At 70.1% G+C, this 13,937-nt stretch carries 12 protein-coding genes; 11 read left to right on the top strand and 1 reads right to left on the bottom strand.

Going from position 1 to position 13,937, the window contains the following annotated elements:
* Nucleotides 1-18 precede the first annotated feature (18 nt).
* Nucleotides 19-1,149 carry a transglycosylase SLT domain-containing protein gene (locus MFF26_RS00545; protein ID WP_137829450.1) on the bottom strand — a complete coding sequence of 377 codons (1,131 nt, stop codon included), beginning with the start codon at nucleotides 1,147-1,149 and terminating at the stop codon, nucleotides 19-21.
* Between the two features lie 311 nt (nucleotides 1,150-1,460).
* Here MFF26_RS00545 and MFF26_RS00540 point away from each other — a divergent pair, with 311 nt between their 5' ends.
* From MFF26_RS00540 to MFF26_RS00490, 11 genes are all read left to right on the top strand, one after another.
* Complete coding sequence (locus MFF26_RS00540) at nucleotides 1,461-2,651, top strand: inositol-3-phosphate synthase (protein ID WP_137829449.1); 1,191 nt, start codon at nucleotides 1,461-1,463, stop codon at nucleotides 2,649-2,651.
* 55 nt (nucleotides 2,652-2,706) lie between these two features.
* Complete coding sequence (locus MFF26_RS00535) at nucleotides 2,707-3,585, top strand: HD domain-containing protein (RefSeq protein WP_238307446.1); 879 nt, start codon at nucleotides 2,707-2,709, stop codon at nucleotides 3,583-3,585.
* A 28-nt stretch (nucleotides 3,586-3,613) separates the two neighbouring features.
* Nucleotides 3,614-4,795: a class I SAM-dependent methyltransferase gene (locus MFF26_RS00530; protein WP_137829448.1), complete on the top strand. Its 1,182-nt coding sequence runs from the start codon at nucleotides 3,614-3,616 to the stop codon at nucleotides 4,793-4,795.
* Between the two features lie 8 nt (nucleotides 4,796-4,803).
* Nucleotides 4,804-5,832, top strand: a complete 1,029-nt coding sequence (locus tag MFF26_RS00525) for a Gfo/Idh/MocA family protein (RefSeq protein WP_137829498.1) — start codon at nucleotides 4,804-4,806, stop codon at nucleotides 5,830-5,832.
* Between the two features lie 189 nt (nucleotides 5,833-6,021).
* Nucleotides 6,022-7,647, top strand: coding sequence for a YcaO-like family protein (locus MFF26_RS00520; protein WP_137829447.1), 1,626 nt, complete (start codon nucleotides 6,022-6,024; stop codon nucleotides 7,645-7,647).
* Nucleotides 7,644-8,534, top strand: a complete 891-nt coding sequence (locus MFF26_RS00515) for a sugar phosphate isomerase/epimerase family protein (RefSeq protein ID WP_137829446.1) — start codon at nucleotides 7,644-7,646, stop codon at nucleotides 8,532-8,534. The genes MFF26_RS00520 and MFF26_RS00515 overlap by 4 nt, the downstream gene beginning before the upstream one ends.
* Nucleotides 8,534-9,772 carry a glycosyltransferase family 4 protein gene (locus tag MFF26_RS00510; RefSeq protein ID WP_137829445.1) on the top strand — a complete coding sequence of 413 codons (1,239 nt, stop codon included), beginning with the start codon at nucleotides 8,534-8,536 and terminating at the stop codon, nucleotides 9,770-9,772. Before MFF26_RS00515 ends, MFF26_RS00510 begins: the two co-directional genes overlap by 1 nt.
* On the top strand, nucleotides 9,769-10,518 hold the full coding sequence (locus MFF26_RS00505; RefSeq protein ID WP_137829497.1) for a PIG-L deacetylase family protein: 750 nt from the start codon (nucleotides 9,769-9,771) through the stop codon (nucleotides 10,516-10,518). Before MFF26_RS00510 ends, MFF26_RS00505 begins: the two co-directional genes overlap by 4 nt.
* Nucleotides 10,519-10,647: 129 nt before the next feature.
* Nucleotides 10,648-11,274: a uracil-DNA glycosylase gene (locus MFF26_RS00500; RefSeq protein WP_137829444.1), complete on the top strand. Its 627-nt coding sequence runs from the start codon at nucleotides 10,648-10,650 to the stop codon at nucleotides 11,272-11,274.
* Nucleotides 11,275-11,455: 181 nt separating this feature from the next.
* On the top strand, nucleotides 11,456-12,508 hold the full coding sequence (locus tag MFF26_RS00495) for a lysylphosphatidylglycerol synthase domain-containing protein (RefSeq protein ID WP_137829443.1): 1,053 nt from the start codon (nucleotides 11,456-11,458) through the stop codon (nucleotides 12,506-12,508).
* A gap of 34 nt (nucleotides 12,509-12,542) precedes the next feature.
* Nucleotides 12,543-13,868: an ATP-binding protein gene (locus tag MFF26_RS00490; protein ID WP_137829442.1), complete on the top strand. Its 1,326-nt coding sequence runs from the start codon at nucleotides 12,543-12,545 to the stop codon at nucleotides 13,866-13,868.
* The last annotated feature ends 69 nt before the right edge of the window (nucleotides 13,869-13,937 follow it).

The following is a 13,937-nucleotide window of genomic DNA, read 5'->3' as shown; positions in this document are numbered from 1 at the left end:
CCCCGGAAGCCCGAGGGATCACTGCACCGTGTGGGTCGCGAGGGCGGGGGCGACCACCCCGTCGAGGCGCAGGCGGGCATCAAGGATCGGGGTGTCGGACACCTCTTCCTGCGGCTGGCCGGCCAAGGCGGCGATGGCCTGATACTGGTTCATCCGCTGATCGATCATGCCGTCGAGCCGCTCGTGGACCTCGGCCACCGTGAGGCTGCGGCGCTTGCCGCCGGCCTTGGCCGTGAAGATCGAGCGGTTGGCCCGCGCGGCGCGGCCGAACACCTTCTGGGCAACCTTGTCCGGATCCTCGGCGCTGAGCGAGAGGAACTTGCCGGCGCTCGCCGTGCCGAGGAAGTGAGCGAGGTAGAGCTCGGTTGTCTTGAGGGCGCGTCCGATCCGGGCCTCGATGCGGGCGCGGTCGCGCTTGATCAGTTCGCCCGCCATCAAACCGGCGACGTAGGGATCGTTGCGTAGGTCGAGCACGCGCTTGCGCAGCCCGGCATCGGCGATGGTGATGGCCCCGCCGCGACCCTTCACGGCGGCGGCCTCCGTCTCAAGTCCGTACCGCGCGCCGTAAGTGCGGATCATCTCCAGCCAAGTGCCGGTGACGAACTGGAACAGCCCCTGAGCCGAGGAGGCGGAAGACTTCACGTCGGTGTCGAAGCTCGATTCCTTGTCGGCAAGCGCCATCATGTAGACGGGATCCACGCCGGTCGCCTCCGAGGCCCGAACGATGGTCGCCGCCAGATCGCGCGGAACGCTCATGTCGCCGAAGCGCAGCACCGTGTCCTCGCCCTCGCGGGATCCGGTCATCGCACCCTGGATGCGCTGGATCGGCGTGGTCACGGCGTCGTCCTGGTCGAGGAGAGCCGCTCCGCCCCATTCGGGCTCGGCGCCGGCCGGGCGGAGGTCGGCCCGCACCAGGGCCGGAATCGACGGAGCCGGCATCCTGGCGGACTCGCTCTCGAAGGACGCATCGGCCGCGCGCGGGACGGAGAGCAAGAGGAGGCCCGCGAACACCGCGAGCGAGAGGCGGGCGGCATTGCCGGCCCGAGACGCGTTGCGACGCGCGACGGCGCCAGTATCAGCGAGCGACCCGCAAGGCACGAGTCGGCTCACGTCGTCGGCGCGGTGCGCCGGCTCCGGGTAAACCCCCATCGGTCTTCCTTGTTGGTGCCTCGGCGTTCTTTTCGGCCGGGCTTCTTTTGACCGGTCGGTGTTTCGCCGCCGGGTGTGACCACAATGGGACCACCTCGTGATACAAACGTGGTCGCGTTAATGGGCCGTTAAGCCACTGTGTTTACGTTATTTTAACGATATCGCGGGCCCCCCTGCGACGTCCCCCTGCGTCAAACAAGGCGCTCAGACCGCCGGAACGCTCTACCGGGACCCTAGTTGTCATGGGCCGCGCGGCGGCCAGTTAGGGTTCATCCTAAGGCGTCAGCGCCACACAGCAGAAAGTCGGGTACATGGGCATTCAGACCGGTCGACGCGTCGGAGTGGCGTTCGTTGGCATGGGCGGTGCGGTCGCGACGACCGCCATCGCCGGAATCGAGACGATCAAGTCCGGCTCGAACCGTCTGGACGGCCTGCCGCTCGCAGGTGTGCCCGTGCCGGGCATGGCCGATTACAAGGATCTGGTGTTCGGCGGCTGGGACCTGAATGGCGACGACCTCGCCTCCGCCGCCACCGGTCACGGCGTGCTGACCCGCGAGGATATCGAGAACGGCGCCCAGGCGCTCAAGGGCATCACTCCCTGGCCGGCGGTCGGCTCGGCGAAGTTCTGCAAGAACATCGATGGCGGCAACCGCATCGTCGCCAAGGACCACCGCGAGGCCGTCTCGGTCATCGCCAACGACCTCAACCGCTTCCGCAAGGAGAGCAACCTCGACGACGTCGTCGTGGTGAATCTCGCCTCGACCGAGCGCTGGCCCGACCTGTCGCAGGCGGTGCTCAACTCCTCGGAAGCGTTCGAGAAGGGGCTGGATTCGAGCGACGAGTCGATCTCGCCGGCGATGCTCTACGCCTATGCGGCGATCAAGAGCGGCGTGCCCTATGCCAACTTCACCCCCTCCGTCGCCGCCGACGTGCCGGCCCTCTTGGAGCTCGCCCGCGAGCTGAACGTGCCGGTCGCCGGCAAGGACGGCAAGACTGGCCAGACCATGATGAAGACGGTGCTGGCGCCGGCGCTCAAGGCCCGCGCGCTCCATGTCGACGGTTGGTTCTCGACCAACATCCTCGGCAACCGCGACGGCTTGGCGCTGAACGACAAGGACTCGCTCCAGTCCAAGCTCAACACCAAGGGCACCGTGCTCGATTCGATCCTCGGCTACCCGGTCGAGGACCATCTGGTGCACATTCACTATTACCGCCCGCGCGGTGACGACAAGGAAGCCTGGGACAACATCGACGTCACCGGCTTCATGGGTCAGCGGATGCAGATCAAGGTCAACTTCCTCTGCAAGGACTCGATCCTGGCCGCTCCGCTGGTCATCGAGATCGCCCGCGTGCTGGATCTCGCCAAGACCCGCGGCGACGGCGGCGTGCAGGAGCAGCTCTCGACCTTCTTCAAGGCGCCGATGGTCAAGAACGGTCATGGACCGGAGCACGATTTCGGCAAGCAGCAGCGGATGCTGTTCGATTGGCTGGGCGTGCACTGAGGAAGTCCCGCCCGTGGCGGATTCTTCTCAGATCGAGCCCGCGGCGCCCCTGGCGCTGCGGGACCTCCTCGTCGAGCTGGGCGACCTGAAGCGAGTCCGCTCGGCGGGTCGTGACGGCTCGATCGCCGAGCGCTTGTTCGCCCAGGGCTGGTCGGCCTTGACCGGCGGCGCGCGCCCCGAAACCGTCGCCCTCGACATCACCGCCAAGGCGCTGGCGGCCGCGCGACTCTGCGATCTCGACGCGGCGTTTCTCGCCGCAGCGGGCCTCGACGAGACTCAAGCGTCCGACATCCTCGTGGCGGGGCTCGACGCGGTGTCCGAGCCGCTCGATCCGGCGCTGCGGGAGCGCCTGCGGGATGCCCTGCGCCGCCCGGCCGATCTGCCGGCCGGGCCCGTGCCCGCCTTCGTCGGTGCGCTCGCGCAGCAGCCGCGGGCGGGCGTGACCTGTCCGGGCAAGCCGCGCATCCTGCTGGAGCCGCCGGAGAACCACGCCGAGCATTGCCTCGTCGTGGCGGTTTACGGTGTCCTGCTCAGCCCGTTCTACCGGGCCGATCCGACCACCGTGTTCCTCGCCGCGATGGCGCATCACTTCCACAACGCCGCGATGCCGGATGCCGGCTTCACCGGCGAGATGCTGCTGGGCGATCACCTCTGGCCGATCGTCGGACGCTGCTCCCAATGGGCGCTCGACGAACTGGAATCGGAGCTGCGGGAAACCGTGGCGGCGGCCCGCCTCGTCCTGCCCGACGACGCGACGGCGGAGGGACGCGCCTTCCACGCCGCCGATTCCATCGACCGCGTCCTGCAGATCGCCCAGCATCTGCGGGCGGCCTCGCTCACCATGGACACGGTGCTGGGCGAGATGGAACTGGTCCATGCCGGGCCGGTGAAGGCTTTCCAGGATCGCGTGCTGACCGATATGCGGATTCCGTGACACAGCGCATCCCTCGGCTGCTCCGGCCATGATCCCCTTCGATCTGCTCTCCCCCGTGACCGGTCATCCGCTGAAGGCCGACGGCGCGCATGCCCTGCGCGACGTCGAGACCGGGGCGCGCTGGCCGGTGATCGACGGCATCCCGTATCTGCGCACCGGCCGTGAAAAGCTGATCGCGGTGGCGCTCGAAGCCCTTGATGCGGGCCGCGAGGACGAGGCGCTGATCCTGCTGCTCGCGGATCAGGACGATTGGTGGACCGGTCCGCCAGCCGATCCGGACGATCTGCGCCGGCTCATCGCCGAGCGCGAGACGACGACCCTGCGCGGGGCGGTCGATCTCCTGGGGTGGGGCCGGGTCGGCGATTACTTCGTCAACCGCTGGACCGACCCGACCTTCCTGGCGGGCTTGAGCCTGCTGGAGGCGCATTGGAACGCTCCGGTCTGCGCCTTCGAACTGGCCTGCGGCATCGGCCATTACTTGCGCGAGCTGAAGCGCCGTGACGTGAAGGTGGCCGGAGGCGACGTGGTGTTCGCCAAGCTCTGGGTCGCCCGGCACTGGGTCGTCGGCGAGGAGGCGCAGTTCGTCTGTTTCGACGCCGCCTCACCGCATTGGCCGATCGCCGACGCGCCGGTCGATCTCGTGATCTGCAACGATGCCTTCTACTTCCTCGACGACAAGCCCGGCGTGCTGGCCTGCCTGCGCAAGACCGCGGGCGAGGACGGTTGGCTCGCCGTGAGCCATATCCACAACAGCGGCCGTCCCGGCTTCTCCGCCGGAAAGGCGATCTCGTCCGCCGAGATCGAGGAACTCTTCCCCGACGCCCTGGTCTACGACGATGCCGAGCTGACCCGCGCCCTGGTCGAGGCCCGCGCGCCGCAGCCGCAGGAGCCCGGCCATCTCAAGACCTGCGAGGCGTTCTCCGTCGTGGCGGGCCCCGGCATGCGTCCGGCGCCGCGCGCCGTGATCGACGGCATCACCCTGCCGCCTCCGGACGCGCAGCTCCACCTCAACCCGCTCTACGCACCCGAAGCGGAAGGCTACGCGATCCGCTGGCCGTCCGAGCGCTACGAGGCGGAATACGCCGATCAGGCCACCTACCCGCTCCGTTCCAACGGTCCGCAGGCGATCGTCTGGAAGGGCACACCCGACGCGCCCGAGGTCGATCGAGTGCGGCGGCGCGAATATGTCGATCTGCCGGAGCGGTGGTGATGGCCGAGATGACGCAATCCGTCGGCTGGGGCATCGTCGGCTATGGCTGGGTCGCCCGCGATTACATGGCGCCCGGCATCCGTGCCGCCGGGCATCGCCTCGTCGCGGTGGCCGATCCCGGCGCCGCCTCCCGAGAGGCGGCAGAAGCCGAGGGCGCACGGGCCCATGCTGATCTGGCCGGCCTGATCGCCGAGCCGGAGGTGGAGGCGGTCTACATCGCCACCCCGAACCATCTCCACCGCGGCGCCGTGGAGGCGCTCTGCGCCGCCGGCAAGGCGGTGCTCTGCGAGAAGCCGATGGCGGCGACGCTCGCCGATGCCGAGGCGATGGCGGCGGCGGTGCGCCGGACAAGCGCCTTCTACGGCACCGCCTTCGATCAGCGTCACCATCCCGGCCATGCCGCGATGCGCGCGGCGATCCGCGAGGGGCGGATCGGCACGGTGACGGCGATCCGCATCGTCTATGCCTGCTGGCTCGACCGGGCCTGGACCTCGTTCCAGGGCCAGCCCAACTGGCGCATCGACCCGGCCCAGGCCGGCGGCGGCGCCCTGATGGATCTGGCGCCGCATGGCCTCGACCTCGTCGACTTCCTCCTCGGCGAACCACTCGTCGAGATCGCCGCCATGACCCAGGCCCGCGCCCAGGATTATGCGGTCGATGACGGTGCCTTGCTGATCGGTCGCACCGAGGGCGGGGCGCTGGCCCAGCTCAACGTCGCCTACAATTGCCCGGACGCCCTGCCGCGCCGCCGCCTGGAGGTGGTCGGCACGAAGGGCCTGCTCACCGCCATCGACACGATGGGCCAGACCGCGGGCGGCTCGGTGACGTTCACCGACGGCGCGAGCGGCCGGAGCGTGCCGATCTCCTTCGACACCCAGGCCTCGCCCTTCCTCGAACAGGTGCGCGCCTTCGGTCGCGCCCTGCGTGAGCCGGAAGCCCGTGCCGCCTGGGACGCCGAGCGCGACCTTCACACCATGCGGCTGATCGCCCGTGCCTACGCGGCGGCCGGCACGCCGGCGGGCCGCGACGCGGCCTGACGTGATTAGGAAGGATATTCGCCCCATCCCCTACACTCCCCCTCATCCTGAGGTGCTGAGCGTCGGCTCAGCCTCGAAGGAGGCCTCCCATGATCGCAGGATTACCGGAGGCCTCCTTCGTGGCTGCTGCGCAGCAGCTCAGGATGAGGGCCGTGGATGGGAAGGGGCGGCTCTAGGATCGGAACGGACATGACCGAGACCCTCGACCGGGACGACCGCGTCCGCCACGCGACGCTCGCCGCGCCGCGCGCCTATCGACGCGGCGCCCCGCGCGTCATCGAGGGCCTGCCCGAACGGCTGCCCGAGCCGGTGCGCGCCTACCTTGACGTGCTGCCCGAGGGCCGGGTCGTCGGGTTCAACCTCGCCGGCCTCGACCGCACCGGCATTCCGGTCTGGTTCGTGGCGCTCTTCCTCGAAGATCCGTTCTATGTCGGCGCCATGCCCTCCGGCATCGGCTACGGCGCCACCGACGACGAGGCGCTGATCGGGGCGGTCGCCGAGATCGCCGAGAATCTGATGCCCTCCGTGGCGCTGCTGCCGCGCCTGCGCGCGCGGGGCGGCGACAACGAGGATCAGCGCTCCTACCACGATCTCGTGCGCGTCTACGGCGCGGGGGCGGTGGCCGATCCGCTGACGCTCGGCCTGCCCGCCGGCTCGCCGGTCGACCGCGATACGCCGCTGGACTGGACGAAGGCGATACGGGCGCGGACCGGTGAGTCCGTCTGGGCCCCCCTCGACGTGGCGGCGACGGATTACTTCGAGCTGCGCCAGGGCTACCAGCCCTTCACCAATCTCATCACCAACGGCCTCGGCGCCGGTCCGGACGTGGACTTCGCCCTGGGTCACGGCCTGCTGGAGATGCTTCAGCGCGACGGCAACGGCCTGCTGTTCCGGGCGCTGGATCAGGGCGTGATGCTGGACCTCGACGGCATCGGCCCCGAGACCCGCGCCATGCTCGATCGCCTGGAGAGCCTCGGCATCCGGGCGCTGCCGAAGTTCGCCACCGACCAATTCGGCATGACCAATCTCTACGTCGTCGGCTACGACGAGGATCCGGCCCGCACGCCGGCCCCCATCGCGCTGTCGGCCTGCGGCGAGGCCTGCGACCCCGATCGCGAGCGCGCTCTGCGCAAGGCGCTCTTGGAGTTCCAGGCGGCGCGTGTGCGAAAAACCTTCGGGCACGGGCCGCTGGCGCTCGCCGACACGGTGGCCCCCCCCGGCTACGTCGAGTCCTTCATCCAGAAGGCCCTGCCGAGCCTCGACCTGGAGGAGAGCCGTGCGCTCCAGGCCATGCTCGCCTGGATCGACCTTTCGCCCGCCGAATTGCGCGGGGTCCTGAGCGAGACGGTCTATTCTCAAGCCAGCACCAAGGCCTTCTCGGACTTACCGACCACGTCCGCACCGGACGGTCATGCCCGCGGAAAGATCGCCCGCGAACGGCTGGAAGCGGCGGGCTTCGATGTGCTCTACGTCGATTGCTCCCCGCCGGGTGGCGGCATCGGCGTGGTCAAGGCGATCGTGCCGGGGCTCGAGGTCGAGACCATGAGCTATTACCGGATCGGCGAGCGCAACACGCAGAAGCTGATCGAGCGCGACCATCCGCTGATCCGCTTCGGCACGCCCACCGACACCCTGCTGCCCGTGCGCCTGACCCCGGAAGCCATCGAGCGCTTCGGCGGCCAGCCGCTCTTCGACGTGGCGCTCGCGGAACAGATCGTCGGCTCGCATTATCCGCTCTACCGCGAGCCGGAATCGCACCACGCGCCGTTCCGCTACGAGCGCCAGGGCCGGCGGGCCGAACGGAGGTCGGCATGACCCTCCGCTTCGCCTACAACACCAACGGCACCGCCAATCACCGCATCGAGGACGCGATCCGCCTCATCAAGGATGCCGGCTATGACGGCGTCGCCCTGACGCTCGACATCCACCATCTCGATCCGTTCGCGGACAATTGGGTGGTCGAGGCCGACCGCATCGCCAGCATCCTGAGCCGGCTCGAGCTCGGCTCGGTGATCGAGACCGGCGCCCGCTTCCTGCTCGACCCCACCGCCAAGCACGAGCCGACGCTGGTGACGGCGGATGCGGCGGGCCGGGCCCGGCGGGTCGGCTTTCTCAAGCGGGCGATCGAGATCGGTAAGATCCTGAATTCCGAGGCCGTCTCGTTCTGGGCCGGCGTGCCGAAGCCCGGCGTGGACCACGACGAGGCCCGGGGCTGGCTGGTCGAGGGCCTGCGGGAGGTCGCCGCGTTCGCCGCCGAGAAGGGCATCGTCGCCGCGCTGGAGCCCGAGCCCGGCATGCTGATCGAGACCCTCGACGATTTTTCGCGAATCGACGTGCCCGGGCTGCGTCTCGCCCTCGATACAGGGCATTGCTTGGTCACGCAGGAGCGCGACCCGGCCGCGGCCGTGCACGAATTCGCCCCGCGCCTCGGCACGGTGGCGATCGAGGACATGAAGCGGGGCGAGCACATCCACCTGCCCTTCGGCGAAGGCGACATGGACGTGCCCGCCGTGCTCGACGCCCTCGACGCGATCGGGTTCGAAAAGCTTGTCTGCGTGGAGCTGTCGCGCGACTCGCACCGGGCCGATGTGATGGTGGGCCAAGCCCTCGAATATCTGCGCACCTGCCGCCGTCCCGGCCCCGGCCTGCCCCGGCCGGACGAGACGCCCCGCGAGATCCCCGTTCCCGGACTGCCCCATTGATGAGAATCTGCTTCGTCAGCCGCCGTTACTTTCCGGCGATCTCCGGCATGAGCGTCTACGCGCAGAACCTCCTGCGCGAGGTCGCGGGGGCCGGCCACGATGTCACGATGATCTCGCAATATCGCGGCGACGAATTCGGCACGCGGGTCTATGGCGGCGGCCCGCCCCCGGCTGTGCCGGGCGTCCACGTCATCGGCTTGGAGCAGCGCGGCGAGCAAACCAGCGGCGATTTCGAGCGCGACATCGATGAGATCATCGCCACCATCGAGGCCGAGCACGCCAAGACGCCGTTCGACGTGCTGCACGCGCAATACGGCTACCCCACGGGCTGGGCGGTGCTCGTCGCCGGCAAGCGGCTCGGCCTGCCGACGGTGGTATCGATCCAGGGCGGCGACGGCCACTGGGTCGGCTCCTGCTGCGAGACCCACCGCGTCGCCATGGTGGAGGTGCTGGCCCATGCCAACGCCCTCCTGATCGGTGGGCCGTCCTTCGTCGAGGAGGTCTGCGACCGGTTGGGCTCGGACCCCGCCCGCTTCACCATCGTGCCCGGCGCCGTCGACACCGCCCGGTTCACGCCGGGCGAGCGCTTCCAGGCGGAGCGCGAGGACGAGGAGCCGGTGCGGCTCCTCTATCACGGCCGCGTCGACCGTCGGAAAGGCGTGCTCGACTTCCTCGACGCCCTGGAGCGCCTGTGGGAGGCCGGCCAGCCCTTCGACGCGACGATTTCCGGCATCGGCCCCGATGTGGACGCCGCCCGCGAGCGGGCCGAGGCCATCGGCTTCACGTCGCATCAGGTGCGCTTCACCGGCTACGCCGATTACGACACCGTGCCGGACCTCTACCGGCAGGCGGATGTGTTCGTCTCGCCGACCTATGCCGAGGGCTTCTCCAACACGATCCTGGAGGCGATGGCCTCGGGGCTCGCCGTGGTCTCGACCCATTCGGTGGGCGTCTCGGATTGCCTGCGCGACGGGGAGAACGGCCTCCTCGTGAATCCCGGCGACGTGCCGGCCCTCGCCAAGGCGCTCGGCCGGGTGGTGGAGGACGATGACCTACGTCAGCGCCTCGCCCGGGACGGGCTGGAGGAGTGCCGCCGGGTCTATTCGTGGAGTGCGGTCGGGCGCCAGATCATGGAGGTCTACGCGGCGGTCGCCGGGCAGCGGCCGCAGACCGACTTCTCCGACACCCTGCCCGAGGATCCGTCCTGCCGCTTCCGCGCCGAGCCGCACCTGCTCTGATGCCGATAGCGCTCGCGATCTCGCCCCATCTCGACGATGCCGCCTTTTCCGCGGGCGGAACGCTGGCGCGCCTGGCGGCGCAGGGCTGGCAGGTCGTGATGGTGACCGTCTTCACCGCCTCGGTGGCGAATCCTGAGGGCTTCGCGTTGGCCTGCCAACTCGACAAGGGGCTGCCGCCCGAGATCGACTACATGGCGCTGCGCCGGGCCGAGGACGTTCGGGCGGCCGAGGCCCTCGGCATCGAGGCGCCGGTCCATCTCCCGTTCCGCGAGGCGCCCCATCGCGGCTACGGCTCGGCGCCGGAGCTGTTCGCGGAGCTGCGTCCCGACGACAGCGTCGGCCTCAACCTCGCCGACGCCTTCGAGCGGCTGGTGGCCGACACGCGGCCTGACCTGATCCTCGCTCCGCAGGCCGTCGGCGGCCATGTCGACCACGTTCAGGTCGTGCGCGCCTTCCGCGGCGCGCAGCCGCCCCTCCCGGTACTGTGGTGGCGCGATTTCCCCTACACGGTGCGCGACGCCCGACCGAAGGAGCCCCTGCGGGCCCTATTCGAAGCCCATCCCGAACGGGCGGTCCGCCTCGATGCGGAGGCCGAGCGGCGCAAGGCGGCGTCCTGCGCGGCCTATGCCTCGCAGATCGGCTTCCAGTTCGGCGGGCCCGAGGGCCTGAGCGGCCGCCTTGCCGCGGAGGAGGGCACCGAGCGGTTCCGGGTGCAGGGGCGGCTTCCGGACGGGATTTTGGACTGACGCATTCGGCCCGGACGGGCCGCGCGGTGCGTCGGCGACCTGTCGTTTCGCACAATCCCGCCGGGCGGTGCCCGCTCCTGCTTCGGCGGATGCGCATCAGGCGCGGATGACCGGGTGGAGGGCCGAGCCTTGTACGATCCGCCCGCCGCCCCCAAGAGTCTCGCCGATCCGGCCGCCCTCGACGCTCGTCGCGCGCTGCTCGACGGCCCCCACATCACCCCCCTGCGCGCGCTCGCCCGACGCATCGCCGCCGAGCGCGGCGCCCCCGTGCCCGATCCCGATCCCCTCGACGGCGGTGTGGGCGCCCGGCTGCTGCTTCTCCTCGAGACGCCCGGACCCTCGATCGGCCGCACCGGCCTCGTTTCCCGCGACAACGCCACCGGCACGGCCGCCAATCTCTTCCGCTTCCTCGGCGAGGCGGGCCTTGCGCGGGCCGACACGCTGATCTGGAACGCGATCCCCTGGGTGATCCACGCGCCGGGTGCCCTCAACCGCGCGCCGCGCCGGGCGGAGGCGGTCGCGGCGACGCCCTACCTCGCTCCGCTCCTGGCACTGCTGCCCCGGCTCGCCGTCGTCGTGCCGGCCGGGCGCTTCGCCGCGCAGGTCGCTGCCCCCTTGGCCGATCTGCGGCCGGACCTGCCGGTGATTCCCGTGCCGCATCCGAGCCCGACCTATGTCTGCACCGCACCGAGCGTGCGCGCGCGCATCCTGGCGGGCCTGCGCGCGGCGGCGAGCCATCTTGCCGAGACCGGGTGACCGCCGCGAATTCGGCCGCAATCCAGGCGCAGGGCGGGTGTGCACCTCGAGTCCGGTCGCTGGCCTTTGGCCGACATTGACCCTAAATGCGCCGGGGCGGGCATGCAGGGCACCCGCTCGGGTCGCGACCCGCGCCGACGACTCGAGGCGGGCGACCAGCGGAGGCGTGCACCGATCTCAGATGACATTTGCCGGAAAGCATAAGCCGGCGGCTCAGGCCGAGCCGGTCGAGGCCACGTCGGGCGGTGAGGCCGGGGAGCCGCGCGGCAAGCGTGGGCGCTACGCCTGGATCGGCACGCTGGCGAGCATCGTCCTCATCCTCGCCTCGCTGTTCGTGCTGTGGAAGCTCTCGGAGGAGATCACCTGGGCCGAGCTGCACAAGGCGTTCACGGAGGTCACCAACCGCCAGCTCGCCTTGGCGTTCGGCGCGGTCGCCGTCAGCTACCTGTTCCTCACCTGCTACGACGCGCTGGCGCTCCGACAGCTTCGGCTCAAGGTGCCCTACCGCATCACCGCGCTCGCCTCGTTCACGAGCTACGCGGTGAGCTTCACCCTCGGTTTCCCGCTGATCACGGCGGCGACGATCCGCTACTGGATCTACTCGAAGCGCGGGCTGTCGGCGGCCAAGATCGCCGCGCTCACGGTCATCGCGGGCTTCACCTTCTGGCTCGGCATGGGCGTGGTGCTGGGGCTCAGCCTCATCATCGAGGCGGGCCAGCTCGCGAGCCTTACCTTCCAGAGCATTGGGGTCAATTCGAGCGTCCGTCTCAACCAGATCCTGGGTTTCGGCGCCCTGGGCTCGGTGCTGGGCTACCTCGCCTGGGTCTCGGTCAAGCGGCGCTACATCAAGGTGCGCCAGTGGCAGCTGGAACTGCCCGGCGCCACCGTCTCCTTCAGCCAGATGCTGGTCGGCATCGGCGATGTCTGCGCGGCGGCGGCGGTGCTCTACGTGCTGATGCCCGAAGGCATGGCCCTCGGCTTCACCACCTTCCTGGCGATCTACGTGCTCGCCGCCATGCTCGGCATCGCCTCGAACGCACCCGGCGGCATCGGCGTGTTCGAGGCGACCATCCTGATCGCCCTGTCCTACCTGCCCCGCGACGAGGTGCTGGGCTCGCTGCTGCTGTTCCGGGTCTGCTACTATCTCGTGCCCTTCGTCCTGGCGCTCCTCATGCTCGGCGCCTACGAGGGCCTGTCCCGGTTGCGGCGGCGCCGGGCGGCGAACGATCCGTGACGTCCCCCGTCGCGCGCGCCGAAATCTGATCGGCATGGCTTCGGGCTCGTCGCAGCCGGCCTGGATCGGCGCCGCCGCGGCCGTCGCCGTCATCCTCTCCGCCGAGGCGCTGGCCGGGCATGTCGACACCGCCCTGATCCTGTCCGCGGGGCTCGCCCTGGGTATCGGCGGCCTGCTCGGCCGCGGCCGGCGCCCGGTGACGCTGCCGCCACGCGAGCCGAGCCTCCCTGCGCGCCACGCGGTGGCCGAGGCGCTTCTCGCCAATATCCCGGATCCGGTCATCCTGGTCGATCGCCGGGTCGTCGTGATGGAGGCCAATCCCGCCGCACGCCGCCTGCTGCCGGGGCTCAAGCTGCGCCATCCGCTCTCGTTCTTCCTGCGCGCGCCCGACCTCTTGGACGGCATCGAGGAGGTTCTGCGCACCGGCACGAGCCTGACCATCGACTACGTCGTCCGCCTGCCGACCGAGCGCGCCTTCGCGGTCCAGATCGGTGCCCTGCGCATGCCCGACACGGCGGGCGGCGGCGAACCGAACATCGTCCTGTATTTCCGCGACCTCACGGAGGCGCGCCGTCTCGAGGCGATGCGGGTCGATTTCGTGGCCAATGCCAGCCATGAGTTGCGCACGCCGCTCTCGGCCCTGCTCGGCTTCATCGAGACGCTCCAGGGCCCGGCCCGCGACGACGTGCGCGCGCGCGAGCAGTTCCTGGGGATCATGCGCACCCAGGCGCAGCGGATGACCCGCCTCATCGACGATCTGCTCTCGCTCTCGCGGATCGAGTTGCGCGAGCACGTGGCCCCGACCCGGCCGGTCGATCTGGCCCGGATCGCGCGTCAACTCGTGGACATGCAGGTGCCGCTCGCCCGCGAGCGCGGCGTGGATCTGCGCATCGAGGCTCCGGACGCGCCGATGCCGGTGCTGGGCGAGCGCGATGAGCTGTCGCGGGTCATCGAGAACCTGATCGAGAACGCCATGAAATACGGCGGGAGCGGCGGCGTGGTCACCGTCGCCCTTCAACGGCTGCCCGGGACGGAGGGACGTCCGGACCGGATCGAGCTGCGCGTCACCGATGCCGGGCCCGGCATTGCCCCGGAGCATCTTCCGCGGCTCACCGAGCGCTTCTACCGGGTCGATGTGGCCTCGAGCCGTCAGCAGGGTGGAACGGGACTGGGCCTGGCCATCGTCAAGCACACGCTCAACCGCCATCGCGGCCGCCTGACGATCGAGAGCGCGCTCGGCGTCGGCACGAGCATGCGGGTGACCCTGCCGGAATATCGGCCGGAGCCCGTCGAGGATCCGGCCGATCCCCTCGCGGAGCGTCAGGGGCGCGGCGGGGCGGCAGGCTCGGTCGAGGGCTGACGCTCTGCCGCCAGATGCGCTAGGAACGCCGAAACCGTCGGACTGACCAGGCGGCGCGAGGTGTGCAGC

Origin of the sequence: Methylorubrum suomiense (genome assembly GCF_022179765.1) — a bacterium.
GTDB classification, from domain to species: Bacteria; Pseudomonadota; Alphaproteobacteria; order Rhizobiales; family Beijerinckiaceae; genus Methylobacterium; species Methylobacterium suomiense.
The sequence above is the reverse complement of the archived record's forward strand: the minus strand, read 5'-3'. Positions and strand labels throughout refer to the sequence as shown.